15 protein-coding genes are annotated in these 19,393 nt (G+C 63.8%); 8 read left to right on the forward strand and 7 right to left on the reverse strand.

All coding sequences use genetic code 11. The features are described from left to right. Positions 1 to 76 precede the first annotated feature (76 nt). Positions 77 to 1,702 carry an FAD-dependent oxidoreductase gene (locus PHS32_RS03430; protein ID WP_301077403.1) on the forward strand — a complete coding sequence of 542 codons (1,626 nt, stop codon included), beginning with the start codon at positions 77 to 79 and terminating at the stop codon, positions 1,700 to 1,702. 40 nt (positions 1,703 to 1,742) lie between these two features. Further along, complete coding sequence (locus PHS32_RS03435; RefSeq protein WP_301077404.1) at positions 1,743 to 3,476, forward strand: thiamine pyrophosphate-binding protein; 1,734 nt, start codon at positions 1,743 to 1,745, stop codon at positions 3,474 to 3,476. A gap of 95 nt (positions 3,477 to 3,571) precedes the next feature. Here the strand turns inward: PHS32_RS03435 and PHS32_RS03440 are convergent, their stop codons facing one another. From PHS32_RS03440 to PHS32_RS03460, 5 genes are all read right to left on the reverse strand, one after another. Next, positions 3,572 to 4,438 (reverse strand): alpha/beta fold hydrolase, encoded by an 867-nt coding sequence (locus tag PHS32_RS03440; protein ID WP_301077405.1) that lies wholly within the window; start codon positions 4,436 to 4,438, stop codon positions 3,572 to 3,574. 137 nt (positions 4,439 to 4,575) lie between these two features. Then, positions 4,576 to 5,199: a class I SAM-dependent methyltransferase gene (locus PHS32_RS03445; protein ID WP_301077406.1), complete on the reverse strand. Its 624-nt coding sequence runs from the start codon at positions 5,197 to 5,199 to the stop codon at positions 4,576 to 4,578. A gap of 31 nt (positions 5,200 to 5,230) precedes the next feature. After that, entirely contained in the window at positions 5,231 to 5,743 is a 513-nt protein-coding gene (locus tag PHS32_RS03450; protein ID WP_301077407.1) for a hypothetical protein, read from the reverse strand. An 8-nt stretch (positions 5,744 to 5,751) separates the two neighbouring features. After that, on the reverse strand, positions 5,752 to 6,504 hold the full coding sequence (locus PHS32_RS03455) for a hypothetical protein (RefSeq protein ID WP_301077408.1): 753 nt from the start codon (positions 6,502 to 6,504) through the stop codon (positions 5,752 to 5,754). A 145-nt stretch (positions 6,505 to 6,649) separates the two neighbouring features. Beyond that, a complete protein-coding gene (locus PHS32_RS03460) occupies positions 6,650 to 6,979 on the reverse strand; it encodes a hypothetical protein (RefSeq protein WP_301077409.1) in 330 nt (109 codons plus the stop codon). A gap of 153 nt (positions 6,980 to 7,132) precedes the next feature. Between PHS32_RS03460 and PHS32_RS03465 the strand changes: the two genes are divergently transcribed. From PHS32_RS03465 to PHS32_RS03490, 6 genes are all read left to right on the forward strand, one after another. Further along, positions 7,133 to 8,911: a winged helix-turn-helix domain-containing protein gene (locus PHS32_RS03465; RefSeq protein ID WP_301077410.1), complete on the forward strand. Its 1,779-nt coding sequence runs from the start codon at positions 7,133 to 7,135 to the stop codon at positions 8,909 to 8,911. Positions 8,912 to 9,060: 149 nt separating this feature from the next. Then, positions 9,061 to 9,510 carry an RcnB family protein gene (locus PHS32_RS03470; RefSeq protein ID WP_301077411.1) on the forward strand — a complete coding sequence of 150 codons (450 nt, stop codon included), beginning with the start codon at positions 9,061 to 9,063 and terminating at the stop codon, positions 9,508 to 9,510. A gap of 280 nt (positions 9,511 to 9,790) precedes the next feature. Beyond that, entirely contained in the window at positions 9,791 to 10,996 is a 1,206-nt protein-coding gene (locus tag PHS32_RS03475) for an efflux RND transporter periplasmic adaptor subunit (protein WP_301077412.1), read from the forward strand. 10 nt (positions 10,997 to 11,006) lie between these two features. Continuing rightward, the gene (locus PHS32_RS03480) at positions 11,007 to 14,180 is read left to right on the forward strand and encodes an efflux RND transporter permease subunit (protein ID WP_301077413.1); all 3,174 of its coding nucleotides are present in this window, start codon (positions 11,007 to 11,009) and stop codon (positions 14,178 to 14,180) included. Between the two features lie 8 nt (positions 14,181 to 14,188). Then, entirely contained in the window at positions 14,189 to 15,601 is a 1,413-nt protein-coding gene (locus PHS32_RS03485) for an efflux transporter outer membrane subunit (RefSeq protein ID WP_301077414.1), read from the forward strand. A 182-nt stretch (positions 15,602 to 15,783) separates the two neighbouring features. After that, positions 15,784 to 16,368, forward strand: coding sequence for a DUF2087 domain-containing protein (locus tag PHS32_RS03490; protein WP_301077415.1), 585 nt, complete (start codon positions 15,784 to 15,786; stop codon positions 16,366 to 16,368). 3 nt (positions 16,369 to 16,371) lie between these two features. Here PHS32_RS03490 and PHS32_RS03495 read toward each other — a convergent pair whose 3' ends face one another. Both PHS32_RS03495 and recQ read right to left on the reverse strand, forming a co-directional pair. Further along, the gene (locus tag PHS32_RS03495; protein ID WP_301077416.1) at positions 16,372 to 17,232 is read right to left on the reverse strand and encodes an SDR family oxidoreductase; all 861 of its coding nucleotides are present in this window, start codon (positions 17,230 to 17,232) and stop codon (positions 16,372 to 16,374) included. An 81-nt stretch (positions 17,233 to 17,313) separates the two neighbouring features. Next, positions 17,314 to 19,158 carry a DNA helicase RecQ gene (gene recQ, locus PHS32_RS03500; RefSeq protein ID WP_301077418.1) on the reverse strand — a complete coding sequence of 615 codons (1,845 nt, stop codon included), beginning with the start codon at positions 19,156 to 19,158 and terminating at the stop codon, positions 17,314 to 17,316. Positions 19,159 to 19,393: the final 235 nt, after the last annotated feature.

Here is a 19,393-nt window from a genome sequence, read left to right on the forward strand (position 1 = left end):
CGGCGCAGCGTAGCACCGGGACACCCGGGGTCAACCGCAATCGCATCCCCGCATCATGGAAGGCAAGCAGACAGCGATGAAGAACACCATTCAATCCGACGTGCTGGTGATCGGCGGCGGCCTGGCCGGCCTGGTGACGGCCATCGAGTGCCTGCGCAGCGGCAAGAGCGTGACCCTGGTTGACCGCGATACGCCCGAGCGTCTGGGCGGCCTGGCCTTGTGGGCGTTCGGCGGCATGGCGCTGGTCGATACCCCGGTGCAGCGCCGCATGAAGCTCAAGGATTCACCGGAAATTGCGCTCCGCGACTGGCTGCGTTTTGGTGAACTGGGCGAACACGAGGTGCTGCCCCGCAAGTGGGCGTCCTACTATGTGGAACACTCGCGCGAACAGGTGTACGACTGGCTGATCGAGAGCGGACTCACCTTCCTGCCGGCGGTGAACTGGGTCGAGCGCGGCATGCAAGGCAATGGCAACACATTGCCGCGCTACCACATCGTGTGGGGTACTTCGCAGCGGCTGACGCGGCGCATGATCGAATTGATGCACCAGGCCAACACCGGCAATCGCTTGACGGTCCTGCACCAGCACGAAGTGCTGGCGTTGCAGTCGACCCATGGCGTGGTGGTGGGAGCCCATGCGATCAATCACGCGACCGGTCATGCGGTTCAGCTGGCGGCGCCGGCCGTGGTGCTGGCCATGGGAGGCCTCAATGGCAGCCTGGAAGAAACCCGCGCCAACTGGGTCAAGGGCCGCCCCCTGCCGGCCAGCATGCTCAACGGCGCCCACCCTTACGCCAACGGGAGACTGCATCACCTGGTGGCCGGGCTGGGCGGGCAGATCACCCAGGCTGGCGAAATGTGGAACTACGCCGCCGGGGTGCCCCATCCCAAGCCTCACTTTGAAGGCCACGGCTTGTCGCTTATTCCCTGCAAGTCGGCGCTCTGGCTGAACCACCGGGGGGAACGCATCGGGCCCGAGCCGCTGGTGGTCGGCTTTGACACGCACACACTGTGCCAGCGGGTTGCGGCGCTGGAGAAACCCTATGTCTGGCACTTGCTGAACTGGCGCATCGCGATCAAGGAGCTGGCCCTGTCGGGGGCCGAACACAACCAGCGCATTCGCGACCATCAGACCTTGATGTTCCTGAAGGAAACGCTGCTGGGCAATCACCGGTTGGTGAAACAGATGGTCTCCGAGAGCCGTCACTTTCTGCTGGACGATACGCTGGCCGGATTGGCCGCCAAGATGAACGCGCTGGCCGGAACCAACGATGTGCGCCCCGAGGTGTTGCAAAAAACGGCCGATGCGTTCGACGCCAACTTTGCTCTGGGTGACAAACTCTGCAACGACGAGCAGATCCGCCGCATCGAACACGCACGCCACTGGGGACCGGACAAGTTGCGCACCTGCAAGCCGGCACCGCTGCAAGCGCGGGGGGCCGGTCCGTTCATGGCGATCCAGACGCAACTCATTACGCGCAAAAGTCTGGGCGGCTTGCAGACCGATCTGCAAAGCCGGGTGCTCGATGCCAGAGGCCACGCTTTGGCAGGCCTGTACTGTGTCGGCGAGGCGGCCGGATTCGGCGGCGGCGGCGCTTGCGGAAAACGCTCTCTGGAAGGTACCTTCCTTCCCGGCTGTATCCTGACGGCACGCGCTGCCGCACGGTCCATCGTCGCCGGCCGTGGCTTGGCGCGCGCCTGACGGGGGGCACCTTGGCGAATCACTTTTTGGAGACCGCAGCATGAAAAGAACTGGCGCATGGCTGGCACGTTACGCCCTGGAGCAACTGGGCATCCGTTACACCTTTGGCATCCCGGGAGTGCACAACACCGAGCTTTATGACGAGCTCAACAACTCGGCCTTGATCACCCCCGTGCTGGTCAGCCACGAAGGTGGCGCCGCCTTCATGGCCGATGGCCTGAGCCGCCTGTCGAACTCGGTAGGCACCTTGGTGGTGGTGCCCGCGGCGGGCCTGACGCATGCGGCCAGTGGCATTGGTGAAGCCTTTCTCGACGGTGTGCCGATGCTGGTGATTTGCGGCGGCATTCGCACCGACATTGACTGGAATTTCCAGTTGCATGAAATGGATTTGCACCAGTTCATGAAGGGCATTACCAAAGCCACCTACAAGATCGAACACGCCAGGGAGGTGGTCTCCACGCTGTTTGAAGCCTACCGCGTGGCCACCACGGGGGAACCCGGCCCGGTATTCATCGAGTTGCCGATGAACGTGCAGATGTTTCCCGACGAGGTGGGCGAACTGCCGCGCTGGAGCACCCCGGCCCTGCCGGCAGCGGCGCCAGCGAGCCAGATAGAGGCGGCCGTGGCGCTGCTGAAAAACGCCCGGAAGCCGGGTTTCTTCGTCGGCTGGGGCGCGCGCGACTGTTCAATCGACTTAATGGCCATGGCCGACCACCTGCAGGCCCCGGTGGCCACCACCTTGCAAGGCTTCTCGGTGTTTCCGGCCAGCCACCCACTGCACGCGGGTTTTAGCTTCGGGCCGTCTGCCGTGCCGGCCGCGCGCCATGCTTTTGCCGATTGCGACGTACTGCTGGCCGTTGGCACCCGGTTTGGTGAAATTGCCTCCGGCAGCTTTGGTCTGACGGTGCCCGCGCAGTTGATTCACGTCGATATCTGCCCGCATGTGTTTAACGCCAACTACCCAGCACAGGTGGCGCTGGAAGGTGATGCCAGGGTGCTGCTGCCGCAGCTGTTGGCCGCCTTGCGCAAGGCCCAGCCGGCAGCGCGTGCCGACGGCGGCTTGGCCGGCCGCATTGCGGCCGACAAGAAGGCTTACCGCCAGACCTGGTACGACCACGACAGCCAAGGTCGCGTCAACCCGGCACGCTTTTTCGACGCCCTGCGCGCCGCCACACCGGCCGATGCCATAACGGTTGTGGATGATGGCAACCACACTTACCTGACCGCTGAACTGTGGCCCGTTCTGAGCGCCAAGTCGGGCATCCTGCCCAGCGATTTCAACGCCATGGGCTATTCCATTCCCGCCGCCATCGGTGCCAAGCTGGCGCGCCCCGACCTGGCGGTGAACTGCATCGTCGGCGACGGCTGTTTTCGCATGACCTGCATGGAAATCATCACCGCCACGCAGTACCAGTTGGGCCTGGTGTATTACGTGTTTTGCGATGGCGAGCTGTCGCAGATTTCGCAGGCGCAGGAGATCCCGTACAACCGCAAACCGTGTACCGTGCTGCACACCATCGCTATCGACGGCGTGGCGCGCGCGGTCGGTGCCGGCTACTTCAAGATTGACAGCGATGCCGACCTGAGCAGGCAAATTGCCGCGGCCAACGCCTTGGCCCAAAGGGGTCAGCCGGTGATCGTCGAAGTGAATATCGATTACAGCAAACGCACGGCGTTTACCGAAGGCGTGGTCAAGACCAACTTCCGGCGCTTTACGCTGCAGCAAAAAGCCCGTGCCCTGGGCCGTGCCGTGCTGCGCAAGGTAACGGGTTGAGCTTGGTGTGTGCGTGCCGGCGTCCACCGTTCAGCGCAGCACCCGTTCCACGACCCCGTCCAGGCGACGCCACGAAACATCGTCGACAACACCGCTCATGGCACCGGAGTCTGCGAGACAGCGGAGTTGCGGGAGGTACAGACGCGTCTGGACAACCAGTCGACGAGCGGTGCCATCATGCTCTCGACCGCGCTCGATCCGTGTCCCGCACGGGCTGCGACAAGCCTCCCCTTGTCGGTACTCCTCGCTGCGCCTAGCAGTTCGTCATTGCCTTTCGGATCGACCAGCGCGTCTGTGGCGCCCTGCACCAGCAGCACCGGCGCGTCGGTCACTGCGATGTTCGCGGCACAGCCAGCCATGACTTTCCTCTGAGCCAGAAGATAACGCATGCTGAAGTAGCGCACGACCAGAGGACCCCTTTGCATTGCCAAGGCCTGCGCGCGGTCAAGGTCGTTCTTCACGGCCGACGGCTTGCTGTTCATGTCGACGGTCAGCGCCGCAGGACGGAAAACGTAGTTCGCGCCGTAGACGAGATAATCCCCGAACGAAGGCCCCATTCCTTCGGAGTAGGTCAATTTGTATGCGGGATTCACCAGGATGACCCCGGCCAGTGCGCCCTTCGAGGTCGCTGCAACGTGAAGGGCAAACGCAGCCCCCGCGCTGTGCCCCAGCAGGAACAGCGGCTTGTCCGCGAAGCGCTCGCGCAGCAGGAGGAGAAACGCCTGGTAGTCGCCGAGGAAGAGCGCGTAGTCCTCGATGTCGCCGCGAGCGCCCGAGGAGTAGCCGGTGCCCCGCGGGTGCAGGATGGCGGTCGCAAACCCGGCCTGATGCAACGCCCTGGTGAAGTTGGGGTAGACAGGCGCGGAGGCGATCTCCGGACCGAGCACATACCAGACCACGGCGCGCGGCTGCGGGTCTCCCTCGATCAAGGTATACAGTTGCGCGCTGTCTGCGCCCGCCATGTAGACAGCCGAGGCTGGCGGGGCCACGGGTGGCTTTGTCATGCGGGGATACGAGGCCCATCGGGCACAGAGTTGCCTCACGGCCCGGCTGACCAGCGTGCCTTTCATGGAACACATTATTCTCGGGATAGGCGTCCCTACTGCGCCTTCTTCGCCACAATAAACACGCCCGTGTTTTTGCCGGGTTGCCATTGGTGGGCAATCGCAAAACCGGCTTCGGTCAAGCTGGTAATCAATTCCCTTGTGGTAAAGACCTTGAGCAAGGGCATCAAACCAAAAAATTTCCCCATGGGCGCAACAAACCTGAAATACTTCATCGTGTCTCCCAGGCACGCCGTGCTGGTGACGAAAATTCCTCCCGGTGTGAGCATTTTGTGAACCCTGGCGATGACCTCCTCCTTGCTGTCCAGCAGGTGCAAAATGCTGAGCCCCAACACGGCATCCAGGGTTTGATCGGGCGCGCTGAAGTCATCGATGGCCGAGCGCCTGAAAGTGACATTTTTGATATTTTCTGTGTCCGCTTTGCCTTGGGCGATTTCAATCATTTTCGACGAGATATCAATCGCCTGAATATGTTTCACAAAAGGCGCATGGGCAATGGCGGTCGACCCGGTTCCGCAGCCGAGCTCCAATACCTCCATGTCCGGCCGAAAATACTCGCGCGTGACCTGCAGTTTCTTTTGGTACGCCGCTTCATCGGCAATGGGTTGTTTCGAATAGCGCTCTGCGATGTTGTCCCAAAATTTGACTGACTGATCCATTGCCATCTCCGATGCAGCCGAACGAATTGAGCTAGCCGCCACTGGCATGGGGCAACCTGGTGAAGACGATGGCCGCATGAGCAATGTGTGCGGTAGCAAAGCCAATGGACAGGATGAGGTAGAACCACCAGCGGTAGGGTGACTGCCAATGAAGACGCTGCATTAGAAGAGCCATGCCAAGCAGCCAAACAAGCGGGGTGTAGGCAGGGGCGAGAAAGCCGACCGCCGACCGCGACCAGTGCGAATCTGGAGCGGCGATTAAGGGGAGCCAACTGAGGAAGTAGAGGGTCAGACCGATGCCAAAAACGGCGATACCCACTTTCTGTGACTTGGTGACCAACTGAAACGGTGCGAAGAATGGGAGCGCAAAGACGGCCATTCGAAGGGCGTTTTCTGTTGTAGATAGAAGATCGGGAATGTTGAACCAGAACACCTCTGGCGAGAAGGAATTCGGTAGCCGAGAGGAAAGTACCGCGTTCCAAAGCAGCACCGGAACAAGAAGCCAGCCGACGTTCTTCGCGTAACGGAGCAATTGTGGAGACATGGCGTGGCTTAACGCACGGCAAAGAAAGCAATGGCCGCGGTTTGTGACGGCGTAACGAGCCCGCCAACAAGCTGATTCTTGCCATCGCCCACCGGATAGGTCAAGGCAACGCCGGACGCCGTTTGATTTGGCAGCGCACAAGGGGCGGCGCCGAAAGTGAGCGAAATATTGAACACGTTTTTTCCACTGGGTCGAGCAGCTATTGTTCCCGTAAAAGAACATCCCAGCGACGAACTGCCGGTAACTGTTCCGGCCGCCTGAATATTGACGGTGGCGGTTTCTCCATCCAATAAGCCACCCGACCACCCGCCTGTTATCGACGCAATATCCGCCGCTGTGTTGTAGTTGTAGTTGGTGCTAACCGGCGTCGTCAAGTTCAGGCTTGCGGTGACGCCGTTTTCGTTTAGCGTTCCAATCAGGTTCGACCCGGAATAAGCCCCGCTGCCAGTTCCAGTTACAGGGGAAATACCCGGTGCATAAAAGTCTTTGAAGGAAATGGTGAAAGCGCCGTTGCTGGCGCTCGATGAGCCGGTGGCAACGCCCTGGACGGAAATGGCGCTGCCGGACGAAATGCCGTAAATATTCCAGAACGAGCCGTCCTCCAGGACCAAAGCGTTCAAGGTCTTGCCATTCGAACTTGTGCCTTGGTACGCGCCCTGGATGACCGGTGTGACGGCGGGCGTCGAACTGCCTCCGCCGCAACCCGAAAGACCAAGCAGCAGCCCTAGCGGCAAGGCAAAAATTGCGCGTAACTTGAACATGAGAATCCCTTTCTTCTGTTGCGGCAAAAAAGACGTTGCCGCGCCGCCCTAAGTTTGGCGCTCCGCTTGTGCGAGGGCTTGGCGTCAGCGCTCAGAGCTGGCCAGAAGGGCCTGAGAACTCATTGCATTCGATGTGACTGCCGCTCTACATGGCGTTTGCCGCCCGGTCCACCACGGAACTCGCGGCTTGTTGGTTGACCGACGCAACCTTCCAATCTGAAATTTTGGCCTCCCGGCGCGCGACGATCATGACCGGTTCCAGCGTCAGCAGAGTAGTCGGGCTTGGCGTCGCTTGGGCCGGCCCGGTGGCTGGCGCTGCTGCGCGTGCCGCCAGCTGCGCACTTTGTGCGCCGGAGCTGGCGACTTCGTTCATCTGCCACAACAACACACCCTGCAATCCGACGGCAATGGTCACGGCGGCCAGCAGCGACTTGGCTTTGCTGGCCTTCGACAGGGGGTTCGGCTTGGCGTTCATGATAAAGTCCTTTCGGCCAACGGTTCCGATAGCTTCTCGGTTTCATGAGGCGTATGTTCCGCCTACCGGGCCAGCCAAGTCCTTAAGCGGGCTGAAACCTTGCTGAAACCTTCTGAATCTCCAGCCGCTGGCGCCAATGCGGAGGTTCCAACATTGACGGCCACTCAACGCGCCGCGTCGAATGATCTTTATCGCTTCGGACGCTTTGTTCTGCAGCCCGCCGCGCAGCGCCTGCTGGTCGATGGCGCGGCGGTTAGCGTGGGGCCGCGTGCCTTCGATCTGCTGGTGGCGCTGGTGGAGCGCGCCGGGCAAGTCGTATCCAAGCTGGAGTTGCTGGATCTGGTCTGGCCGGGTCTGGTGGTTGAGGAAAACAATCTGCAGGTGCAGATTTCGACCTTGCGCAAAATCCTGGGACCCAGCGCGATAACGACGCTGGTCGGTCGAGGCTATCGCTTCACCTTGCCGATCGATTCCGGGGACCTGCCGCAAGAGTCATTGGCAGCGCTGGAAACGGGTTCCGCTACGCCGGAAGAAACACCGTCGATCGCGGTGCTCCCGTTCGTCAATTTGAGCGACGACGTGGCGAATGAATACTTTGCCGACGGCCTGTCGGAAGAGCTGATCAACGTCCTGTCGAAGATTCGCGGGCTGCGGGTTGTCTCCCGGACTTCCGCGTTCAGCTTCAAGGGCGCCAAGGTGGACATTCCGACGGTGGCGCGCAAGCTCAACGTGACGGCCGTCCTGGAAGGCAGTGTGCGCAAGGCCGGTTTGCATGTCCGCATCAATGCGCAATTGGTCCAGGTTGCAACGGATTCCTACCTTTGGTCGAAGAACTACGACCGTGAACTTGAGGACATCTTTGCCGTGCAGGATGACATTGCCCGTTCCGTGGTGATGGAATTGCGTGCCACCTTGATGGGCGAATCTTCCGATGCGCTGGCTGGCCGCGAGTTGGCGGCGGAAGTACGGGCCGCGGTGAAAGGGCGCAGCCGGAGCGCCGAAGCCTACCGGCTCTATCTGCAGGGCGCTTTCTTTATGAAACGCTACAACGCGGAGGATATGAGCAAGGCGATAGGGCACTTCAGGAGTGCGCTGGAGCATGATCCCGAGTTCGCTTTGGCCTGGGCCTCGCTCTCGTTTTGCTACATGCACCAGAGCGCCAACGCCTGGGCACCCATCGCCGAGGGTGCCCAGCGCGCCTGGGAAGCCGCCAGACGGGCATTGGAAGCCGGCCCCGAAGTGGCGGAAAGTCTTTGGGCCCAAAGCACCGTGCTGATGTACTACGACTGGAACTGGCAGGCGGCGGAAGCCGCCATTCAGCGTGCCCTGCACTTTGCGCCCGACGACTCCATATTGATTGTCGGTGCGGTCACCCTGATGCTGAACCTGGGTCGGCTGGAGGAGGCGGGCGCCTTGCTGAAGAGAGTCCTGGTACTGGACCCGTTGAACGTCGAGGCGCACATCACCGCGGGGCTGCAACTGACCATCAGCGGGCGTCTGGAGGAAGCGCGGAGCGCCTATCTTGCCGCGCTGGAACTCAGCCCGCAACACGTCAGACTGCATTACTGGCTGGCTCGTCTGCAATTGCTCCAGGGGCATGCGGAGGCTGCGCTGGCCGAGGTTGCCAAGGAAGAGCATGAGACCTTCCGCTGGCTTGGCTGGGTGCTGACGCAGCATGCGCGCGGACAAGCCGGGAAGTCAGAGGACGCGCTACAAAAGCTGATCGCCAAGTATGCCAAAGATGCCGCTTTTCAGATTGCCCAAGCGCATGCCTACCGGGGTGAGTCCGACCCGGCCTTCGAATGGCTGGAGCGGGCCTACCGGCAACGCGACGCCGGAATGGCATCGATGAAGATCGACGTGCTGCTGAAGAACCTGCACGGCGATCCGCGCTGGCAGCCCCTGCTCAACAGAGTGGGGCTTGGCAACTGAGGCAGACGCGCGATTGGCCGGCGATGACCTGGTTTGCGCTTTATCAAGTGCCAACGGCGTCTCGCCACTACACTGAATAGGCGCTGTGCATGGCACGATACGATCTGCCTGCGACGAATCATGAACCTGCCAACCGTAAGGAGTCGAACATGAAAATCAAAGCCGTTGTTTGCGCCATCGTGGCCCTGTCCATGGCCGTTGGCGGGTCCGTCTTCGCTCAAGCCAGTACCTACGAGACGCAAAGAGACGCCGACCTCAAGGAGCGGGCACAGCACCAGCGCCCGCAAGATCGCCGCGACGACCGGGCGCGCCAGCCGAACCAGTATCAAGGCCAGGACCGCGAGCGCAACGATCAGCGTCGCGACCGGCGTGGCAACGACCAGCGCTGGGACGAGCGCGGCGCCGGCCCGGACCACCAATTTCGCCGCGGCGACCGTTTGCCGCCCCAGTACCGGCATAGAAACTATGTGGTCGATGACTGGCACGGCCATGGCCTGAGCGCACCGCCGCGCGGTTACCACTGGGTTCAATCCGGCAGCGACTACCTTCTGGTGGCCATTGCCACCGGCATCATCCTGCAGTTGATCCTGAACAACTGACGACCGTGCCGCAGGCCCCTGCCGGGCCGGCGACCGGAACCCGCGCCGACTGACAATCCCACATCGGCGCCATGGACAAGTAGGCGGGGCTGGCGTCAGGCGCCGGCGGCGCCCGGCAATGGCTGGCCACCAGCAACCCTGCGACAGGCCTATTACACTACGTCCGATTCATTATTGCTGCTGCGCAAGCGCTGTCTTGGCAGCAGTATTTTCCGTGGCCAGGCGCCTGGCCCGGATTTGCCTCTTCGAAAGGTTCTCCATGGTTGCGTGGCAATATGTCATGAAGGGTTTTGCTTTTTCGGCGCGCCGGCGCGCCCTGTTGGCTGGCCCGGTTGCGGCAGCCTGGCTGGCGGCCTGCGGACCGGCGGCTACCCCACCGGCGCCCAGCGCGCCGCCGCCGGTCGAAGTCGGCGTTGTCACGGTCACGGCCACCACGGTGGGCCTGCTGACCGAACTGCCCGGCCGAACCGAGGCTTCCCGCGTGGCCCAGGTGCGGGCCCGGGTGGCGGGCATTTTGCAGCGCCAGTTGTTTCGCGAAGGCAGCGAGGTCAAAGCCGACCAGCCCCTGTTCCAGATCGACGCCGCGCCCTACAGCGCGGCGCTGGCCAGCGCCCAGGCCGCCCTGGCGCGCGCCCAGGCCAACCTGATGCAAGCACAGGCGCAAGCCGAGCGCTACAAGCCGCTGGTCGAAGCCAATGCCATCAGCCAGCAGGATTTCATAGTCGCCGTGGCGGCGCAAAAACAGGCCGAGGCCGATGTCGCGGCCGGCAAGGCGGCGGTGCAGACGGCGCAGATCAACCGGGGCTATGCGGCTGTCAATTCGCCCATAGCCGGGCGCATCGGCCGGGCCTTGGTGACCGAGGGCGCGCTGGTCGGGCAGGGCGAGGTCACGCCGCTGGCGCTGGTGCAGCAAATCGACCCCATGTACGTCAACGTCACGCAACCGGTGGCCGACGTGCTGCGCCTGCGCGCCGCGATCGCCAGCGGCCAGTTGAAGAGCGCCGGCGGCAAGGAGGCCGCCGCGGTGCGCATCGTGCTGGACGATGGCAGTGTCTACCCGCTGCCGGCCAGGCTGTTGTTCTCCGACCTGTCGGTCGACCCGAGCTCCGGGCAGATCAGCTTGCGCGCGGAAGTGCCCAATCCGAAGGGGGTCTTGCTGCCCGGCATGTACGTGCGGGCCCGGCTTGAACAGGCCGCCGCCAGCGCCGCCATGTTGTTGCCGCAGCAGGCGGTGGAACGCTCGTCGCAAGGCGACAGCGTCAAGGTGGTGGCGGCCGACGGCAGCGTCGGCAGCCGCGCCGTGAAAGTCAGTGCCGCCAAGGACGGTCAGTGGGTGGTGCTGGAGGGGCTCAAGGCCGGCGAACAGGTGGTGGTCGACGGCTTCCAGAAGTTGCAGGGCAAGGCGCGCGCCAAGCCGGTGCCGTGGACAGCGGCTGGTCCCGCGTCCGCGCCGGCCTCGGCAGCGGCTTCCGCAGCTCGATCGTAAGGGGCGCGGCATGGCCCAATTTTTTATCGACCGGCCCATTTTTGCCTGGGTCATCGCACTCTTTATCGTGATGCTGGGTGGGGTCTCCATCACGCAATTGCCGGTGGCGCAGTTCCCCTCGGTGGCGCCACCGTCCATCATCGTCTCGGCCGCCTACCCCGGTGCCTCGGCGCAAACCCTGGAAGACAGCGTGCTGAGCGTCATTGAGCGCGAGATGAACGGCTCGCCCGGGCTGATCTACGTCGAATCGGTGGCGCAGGCCGACGGTTCCGGCTCCATCACCCTGAGCTTCGAGCCCGGCACCAGCCCCGACCTGGCGCAGGTCGACGTGCAAAACCGGCTCAGCCGCGCCGCGCCGCGCCTGCCGCAAGCGGTGACGCAACAAGGCGTGCGGGTCGACAAGGCGCGCAGCAATTTCCTGCTGTTCACCATTCTCTCCAGCAGCGACCCGGCGCTGGACCCGGTGGCGCTGGGCGACTATGCCGCGCGCAACGTGCTGCCCGAGATCCAGCGCATCCCCGGCGTCGGCCAGGCGCAACTGTTCGGCACCGAGCGCGCCATGCGCGTCTGGATCGACCCGGCCAAGCTGGTCGGCTACCGCTTGTCCTCGAACGATGTGATTGCGGCCATTGGAGCGCAGAACGCGCAAGTGGCCTCCGGCACCATCGGCGACCTGCCCAACGTGCCGGGGCAGTCCATCTTCGCCACCGTCATCGTCAAGGGCCAGTTGACTTCGTCGCAGCAGTTCGAGAACGTGGTGCTGCGCGCCAACGCCGACGGCTCCACGGTGCGGCTGAAAGATGTGGCACGGGTGGAACTGGGCGCCCAGTCCTACAGCACGCAGTCGCGCCTGAACGGCAAGGCCTCCACCGGCATCGGCGTGCAACTGTCGCCGACCGGCAACGCGGTGGCCACGGCCAAGGCGGTCAAGAAGCGCCTGCAGGAACTGTCGCCTTATTTCCCGCCGGGCGTGACGGCGGTCATCCCGTTCGACAGTTCGCGCTTTGTCGAGATCTCGATCCGCCAGGTGATTGAAACCCTGATCGAAGCGGTGATACTGGTGTTCCTGGTGATGTACCTGTTCCTGCAGGACTTCCGCTACACCCTGATCCCGACGCTGGTGGTGCCGATCGCGCTGATGGGCACCTTCGCGGTGCTGCAGACGCTGGGCTTCTCGATCAATGTGCTGACCATGTTCGGCATGGTGCTGGTGATCGGCATCGTGGTCGACGACGCCATCGTGGTGGTGGAAAACGTCGAGCGCATCATGAGCACCGAGGGCTTGTCGCCGCTGGCCGCCACGCGCAAGGCGATGGGTCAGATTTCCAGCGCCATCATCGGCGTCACGGTGGTGCTGGTGTCGGTGTTCGTGCCGCTGGCCTTCTTCAGCGGCTCGGTCGGCAACATCTACCGCCAGTTCTCGGTGGTGATGCTGAGCTCGATCCTGTTCTCGGCCTTCATGGCGCTGTCGTTCACGCCGGCGCTGTGCGCCACGCTGCTCAAACCGGTGGAGGCCGGCCACCACCATGCCAAGAGCGGCTTCTTCGGCTGGTTCAACCGCGGCTTCTCACGCACTGCCAAGGGTTATGAAAACTGGGTCGCGCGGCTGCTGAAAAAAACCGGGCGCTTCCTGATCCTCTACGTCGCCATCATCGCCGCGGTGATCCTGCTGCTGGGCCGGCTGCCCACGTCGTTCCTGCCCAATGAAGACCAGGGCATCATGCTGGTCAATGTCCAGTTGCCGCCCGGCGCCACCGTGAACCGCACCGGCGGCGTCATGAACCGGGTGGAAGAATTCATGCTCAAGCAGCCCGAAATCGAGAGCATGGTCAGCATCCTGGGCTTCAGTTTTGCCGGCAGCGGCCAGAACACCGGTCTGGCTTTCATCACCCTCAAGGACTGGCATGACCGCGCCGGAGCCGGGCAGTCGGCGCAGGGCCTGGTGGGTCGCGCCTTTGGCGCGCTGTCGCGGATTCGCGACGCCATCATCTTCCCGGTCAGTCCGCCGCCGATCCCCGAGCTGGGCCGCGCCAACGGTTTCGCCCTGCGCCTACAGGACCGCGGCGGCAACGGCCATGCCGCGCTGGTGGCGGCGCGCAACCAGTTGCTGGGTCTGGCGGCGCAAAGCAAGGTGCTGACGGCAGTGCGCCCGGACGGTCTGGAAGACGCCTCGCAACTGCAACTCAACATCGACCGCGACAAGGCCAGCGCTCTGGGTGTCAGTTTCAGCGCCATCAATACCTCGCTCTCGACCGCGCTAGGCTCCTCCTACGTCAACGACTTCCCGAATGCCGGTCGGGTGCAACGCGTGGTGGTGCAGGCCGACGCGCCGTCCCGCATGCAGCCGGAGGATCTGCTGAAAATCAACGCGATGAATGCCGCAGGCCAGCCGGTGCCGTTGTCGGCCTTTGCCAGCACGCAGTGGGTCACCGGTGCCATGCAGACCATCCGCTACAACGGTTACCCGACCATGCGCATCGCCGGCGAGCCGGCACCGGGCAACAGCACCGGCGCGGCGATGGCCGAGATGGAACGGCTGGCGGGCCAGTTGCCGCCCGGTTTCGCGTATGAGTGGACCGGCCAGTCGCGCGAGGAGAAACTCTCCGGCTCCACCGCCATCATCCTGTTTGCCTTCTCGCTGCTGGCGGTGTTCCTGTGCCTGGCGGCGCTCTACGAGAGCTGGTCGATCCCGTTCGCCGTGATTCTGGTGGTGCCGCTGGGCGTGCTGGGCGTGACACTGGCGACCAGCTTGCGCGGGCTGGAAAACGACGTCTACTTCAAGGTCGGTCTGATCACCATCATCGGCCTGTCGGCGAAAAACGCGGTCTTGATCATCGAATTTGCGAAAGACCTGCATGCGCAGGGCCGCAGCCTGGTGGATGCGGTACTGGAGGCGGCGCACATGCGTTTTCGGCCGATCCTGATGACCTCCATGGCCTTCATCCTGGGCGTGTTGCCGCTGGTGGTGGCGTCGGGCGCCGGTTCCGCCAGCCAGCATGCCATCGGCACCGGCGTCATGGGCGGCATGATCTCCGCCACCTCGCTGTCGGTCTTTTTCGTACCCCTGTTCTTCGTCGTGGTGCGGCGCATGTTCAAGGGCAGCGAACGCCAGCGTCGCAAATACGCCCACGAAAGCAATGACGACACGCCGGCGCTGCCGGCCGCGACGGAGGCCAAGCCATGAGCCAGCGCATGTCTCACACCGGAACCTTCCGGCCGCGCCAAGCGGGCGCTTTGCTGCTGGCCTTGACACTGGGCGGCTGTGGTTCCATGGCGCCGACCCTGGAGCGGCCGGCGCCGCCGGTGGCAGCCAGCTTCCCGGGTGTCGTCACGGCCGCGCCGGACCCGGCAGCGGCGTCGTCTGTCGAGTGGCAGAAATTCTTTGCCGATGCCCGCCTCAAAAAACTGATTGCGCTGGCGCTGCAAAACAACCGCGACCTGCGCCTGGCGCTGCTCAACATCGAGCAGGCGCGCGCGCAGTTCGACCTGCGGCGCGCCGACCAGTGGCCCACCGTCAACGCCGGAGTCAGCGGCTCGCGCCTGCCGACAGCGGCCGGCGGCATCGCCAGCAGCTACAGCGCCGGCGTGCTGGTCACGGCCTATGAAGTGGATCTGTTCGGGCGCGTGCGCAGCCTGACCGATGCCGCCCTGGCGCAGTACCTGGCGACCGAGGAAGCGCGCAAGGCGGTGCAGATCAGCTTGCTGGCGGCCGTTGCCAACGGCTACTTTGCGCTGCAGGGCGACGAAGAACTGCTGCGCGTGACGAAGCAGACGCTGCTTACGCGCGAGGATTCCTACCGCCTGATCAAACTGCGTTTTGACAATGGCGCGAGTTCGCAGATCGACCTGCGCCAAGCCCAGTCGCTGCTGGAATCGGCGCGCGTCACGCTGGCGCAGGCAACGCGTCAACGTGCGCTCGACGAGAACGCGCTGGTGCTGTTGCTGGGGCAGTCCTTGCCCAATGAATTGCCGCCGGGACTGCCGATCACGGTGGCCGCCGGCATGCCGGAACTGCCCATCGGCCTGCCGTCCCAGGTGCTGGTGCGCCGCCCCGACGTGCGCCAGGCCGAGCAGCAGCTGATTGCCGCCAACGCCAGCATCGGCGCCGCGCGCGCCGCCTTCTTCCCCCGGATCACGCTGACCGGCAGCCTGGGTGGCGCCAGCAGCGAGCTTAGCGCCTTGTTCAGCAATGGTCTGGCCTGGAGTTTTGCGCCGCAGTTGCTGCAACCGATCTTCGACGCCGGCCGCAATCAGGCCAACCTGAAGCTCTCCGAGGTCAATCGCGACATCGCCGTGGCGCAATATGAGCGTGCCATCCAGTCGGCGTTCCGGGAAGTTGCCGATGCCCTGGCGGGCCGCGCCACGCTGGGCGAGCAATTGCGCGCCCAGCAGGCCCAGTTGCTGGCCGAGCAGGACCGCTACCGGCTGGCCGAGCTGCGCTACCGCAACGGCGCTGCCAGCTATCTGGACGTGCTGGATGCCCAGCGCTCCTTGTTCAGCGCGCAGCAGGCTCAGGTGCAGACGCAAACCCAGTACCTGCAAAACCAGGTCACGCTGTACCGCGTGCTGGGCGGCGGCTGGACGGACGGCGGCGCGGCACCTTAAGCCACGCCAAAGGCTGCCGTTATACTCTCGCCCGGGTCAACAGTTCACCCAGGCGTTGCCGGAGCCCTGTGCTCACGCTAAACCTGCCTACCTTCGCAAGCACTTGACATGTTCTGTGTACCTACGCTGCAAGCGGCAACCCCAGCACTCATCCTTGAGCCCAAGGCACATGAGGAATGTTGATGACACGATTGCTTGTTCCCTTGGCCACGCCCGACGTATCGGCGTTTGGCAAAACCCTGAAGAACCTTCTGGACCAGCGCCATGCGGCCGGCAAGGCGCCGCCCTCGCACGTTGAGTTGCTCAACCTGCTGGCACGCGCGGTCGGTCTGCGCAACTTCGCCACCCTGAAAAAGACGGCGTTGGCGGCACCGGCGGCGGCCGTCCCGGGCGATGTGCCGGTGGCGGCGCAGAAAGGCGATGCGCTGGACTTGTCCACCCTGTCAACGACGGCGCGCAAAGCCTTGCTGCAATTCGACGCCGCCGGCCGGCTGGTTCGCTTGCCCAACAAGCTCTCGGTGCAGCAAATGACCATGTGGGCCTTGTGGACACAGTTTGTCGCCCACCGGCGCTACACCGAGAAGGAAGTCAACGCCATCAGCAACGCTTTTCACACTTTTGGTGACCAGGCCACCTTGCGCCGCGAGCTGGTCAACATGAAGCTGTTAGGCCGCAAGAGCGATTGCAGCGAATACTGGAAGGAGCCGCAGCGCCCCGCGCCAGAGGTGCAGGCCTTCCTGCGGGCCTGGCGCGCCGGACTGCGCTAGGGCCTAAACCGCTTCGCGTACCCAGTCCTGGCTGACTTTCCACAGCTCGGCGGCCAGGGCCGGGTCCTGCGCCAGCTTGCTGGGCACTTTGACACGGCAGGCGTCGTAGTAAAGCCCGCTCTCGGCAGCGAGGCTGTCGCTGTTGGCGCAGTGGAGCGTGGTGGCGGCGCCTTGTTCCGGCGAGAGCATGAATAGTTTGATGACAGTGCGCAGCGGCCACGGCACGCTGCGCCAGACATCCGACGCCACCACCCCGGGATGCAGCGAATAGGTCGTCACGCCGCTGCCCTGGAGCCGGCGCGCTAGCTCGGCGCTGAACAGGATGTTGGCCAGCTTGGAGACGCCGTACTCGGCAATGGCGGAAGCGGTCCTGGTCGGCTGGCGCAGCGCTTGCCAGTCAATACCCGGCGCCTGGCGGTGCGCCCGGCTGGCCACCGTGACGATGCGTGCCGGGGCCGAGCTTTGGATACGCTCCAGCAGCAATTTTGTGAGCAAAAAATGACCCAGATGATTGACGCCGAAGGCCAACTCGAAACCGTCCTGGGTCAGGCCTTTGGCGCCGGCCAGACCGGCGTTGTTGATCAACAGGTGCAGCGGCAGGCCGCGCGCCAGAAAAGTCTGGGCGCAGCGCCGGATCGACTCGAAGCGGGTCAGGTCCAGCGCCAGCCATTCGACTTTGGCGCCCGGCGCCACGGCGCGGACCTCGTCCAGCAGCGGCTGCGTGCGCTCTTTCGAGCGGCAGGCGACGAAGACGTGCACGCCTTGTTTGGCCAGCTCACGTGCGGTGACGCGCCCGATGCCGGTGTTGGCGCCGGTAATCAGTGCCACGCGCTGCCCTTTTGCCGGGTCCTGGATCTTTGCCATGAAGGCTGCCTTTTCTGCGTTCAAACCGTCATGTTACCGATCCGGCAATGCCCTTGCCGGCGCCGGTTGACCGGCAGCTTGCTACTCAGCAGCCATCACCCGCAGCACCTGCTGCCCATAAGCTTCCAGCTTTTTCGCACCGATGCCGCTGATGCCTTGCAGGTCGTCCAGCGACTGCGGCGCGCGCTGGGCGATGGCCGCCAGCGTGGCGTCGTGAAAAATCACATAGGCCGGCAGGTTGTGTTCTTTCGCGACCTCGGCGCGCCAGGCTTTCAGCGCCAGGTAGCGCTCCTGCGCCGGAAGATCCAGCGCGGCCGGCAGCTTGACCGCAGCGCTGGTGCCGGCGCGTTTGGCTTTGCGCGCGGCGGGGGTCGAGACCGATTGGCGCAACTGCACCGCCACCTCGCCCTTGAGTACGGCGCGCGAGGCATCGGTCAGTTGCAAGGTGTTGAAGGCCTGGGCATCGACCGTGACGGCGCCGATGGCGATCAACTGGCGCAGCACGCCGCGCAACTGCTGTTCGCTGAAATCCGCGCCAAGACCGAAAGTGCTGAGGCTCTGATGGCCACGCTGCAAAATCTTCTCGGTGTTTTTGCCGCGCAGAATATCGCTGATGTGAACCGCGCCATAACTGATGCCGTCCCTCTGCTGCACCCGGTAGATGGTGCTGAGCAGCTTGCGCGCCGCATCGGTGCCGTCCCACACCGCCGGCGGGCTGAAGCAGTTATCACAGTTTCCGCAAGGCCGACTGGCTTCGCCAAAATAGGCCAGCAGACGCACCCGGCGGCAATCGGTGGCCTCACTCAGGCCCAGCAAGGCGTCGAGCTTGCCGCGCAAGCCCTGTTTGAATGCTTCCTCGGCCGGGCTCTCGTCGATCATGCGGCGCTGGTTCACCACGTCTTGCAGGCCGTAGCACATCCAGGCGTCGGCCGGCTCGCCGTCGCGCCCGGCACGGCCGGTCTCCTGGTAATAGCCCTCGATGTTTTTCGGCATGTCCAGGTGCGCCACAAAACGCACGTCGGGCTTGTCTATGCCCATGCCGAAAGCGATGGTGGCGACCATCACGATGCCCTCGCTGCGCAGAAACTGGTCCTGATTGGCTTGCCGGACCTTGTTGTCGAGGCCGGCGTGGTAGGGCAGGGCGGCAATGCCCTCATCGCACAGCAGATTGGCCACTTCCTCCACCCGCTTGCGCGACTGGCAGTAGACGATGCCGGCGTCGCCCAGGTGCTCGCCGGAAATGAAGCGCAGCAATTGCTGCGTGGCGTCGCGCTTTTCGACGATGGTGTAGCTGATGTTGGGCCGGTCAAAGCTGCTGACAAACTGGCGTGCGTCTTGCAACTGCAGGCGCTCCAGGATGTCGGCGCGGGTCAGGGTGTCGGCGGTGGCGGTCAGCGCCATCCGCGGCACGCTGGCGTAGCGCTCATGCAAGACCGTGAGGGCCCGGTATTCGGGCCGGAAGTCGTGGCCCCACTGGCTGACGCAATGCGCCTCGTCGATGGCGAACAGGCTCAATTGCCCGCGCTGGTGCAGGGAGTCGAGCTGCGCCAGAAAACGCGGCGTGGTGACCCGCTCGGGCGCCGCGTAGAGCAAGGTCAGGTCGCCGCGCAGCAGACGCTGTTCCACCTGGTAGGCCTCGTCGCCGCTCAGGGTGGAGTTGAGAAAAGCGGCACTGACGCCGGCTTCCAGCAAAGCCCCCACCTGGTCGTGCATCAAGGCGATCAGCGGCGAAATCACCAGCGTGATGCCCAGGCCCCGGCGCTGGCGCGCAATGGCCGGAATCTGGTAACACAGCGATTTGCCGCCGCCGGTGGGCATCAGCACCAGTGCATCGCCGCCGGCCACCGTGTGCTCGATGATCGATTGCTGCGGCCCACGGAACTCACGGTAACCAAAGATTTCCTGAAGAATGTGCTGGATAGACAAAATCTGCTGTTCTAAATTGAGGGGCAACTGCTGCCTGAATACCCCGGCGGCAAAACCCCAATTGTCCCATCCGGCGGCGCCCGCAGGTCCGGCTTTCTACAATACGGTCCATGGTGCGTCGTGAAGCGAAGGAACAATTGATCCCCGATGGGGGAGGGTGTACCTTGGCCAGCTGCGCCACTCCAACGGGTGAAAGTCCCGTCTCGCAAAGCGTCGGTGCGGCGAGTAGCAGACC

It is taken from the genome of Rhodoferax sp., assembly GCF_028714215.1.
Lineage (GTDB): Bacteria > Pseudomonadota > Gammaproteobacteria > Burkholderiales > Burkholderiaceae_C > Rhodoferax.

Coding starts and splice junctions, on each gene's coding strand:
- PHS32_RS03430 (WP_301077403.1), top strand. CDS start 77: ATGAAGAACACCATTCAATCCGACGTGCTGGTGATCGGCGGCGGCCTG.
- PHS32_RS03435 (WP_301077404.1), top strand. CDS start 1,743: ATGAAAAGAACTGGCGCATGGCTGGCACGTTACGCCCTGGAGCAACTG.
- PHS32_RS03440 (WP_301077405.1), bottom strand. CDS start 4,438: ATGGCGGGCGCAGACAGCGCGCAACTGTATACCTTGATCGAGGGAGAC.
- PHS32_RS03445 (WP_301077406.1), bottom strand. CDS start 5,199: ATGGATCAGTCAGTCAAATTTTGGGACAACATCGCAGAGCGCTATTCG.
- PHS32_RS03450 (WP_301077407.1), bottom strand. CDS start 5,743: ATGTCTCCACAATTGCTCCGTTACGCGAAGAACGTCGGCTGGCTTCTT.
- PHS32_RS03455 (WP_301077408.1), bottom strand. CDS start 6,504: ATGTTCAAGTTACGCGCAATTTTTGCCTTGCCGCTAGGGCTGCTGCTT.
- PHS32_RS03460 (WP_301077409.1), bottom strand. CDS start 6,979: ATGAACGCCAAGCCGAACCCCCTGTCGAAGGCCAGCAAAGCCAAGTCG.
- PHS32_RS03470 (WP_301077411.1), top strand. CDS start 9,061: ATGAAAATCAAAGCCGTTGTTTGCGCCATCGTGGCCCTGTCCATGGCC.
- PHS32_RS03475 (WP_301077412.1), top strand. CDS start 9,791: ATGAAGGGTTTTGCTTTTTCGGCGCGCCGGCGCGCCCTGTTGGCTGGC.
- PHS32_RS03480 (WP_301077413.1), top strand. CDS start 11,007: ATGGCCCAATTTTTTATCGACCGGCCCATTTTTGCCTGGGTCATCGCA.
- PHS32_RS03485 (WP_301077414.1), top strand. CDS start 14,189: ATGTCTCACACCGGAACCTTCCGGCCGCGCCAAGCGGGCGCTTTGCTG.
- PHS32_RS03490 (WP_301077415.1), top strand. CDS start 15,784: ATGACACGATTGCTTGTTCCCTTGGCCACGCCCGACGTATCGGCGTTT.
- PHS32_RS03495 (WP_301077416.1), bottom strand. CDS start 17,232: ATGGCAAAGATCCAGGACCCGGCAAAAGGGCAGCGCGTGGCACTGATT.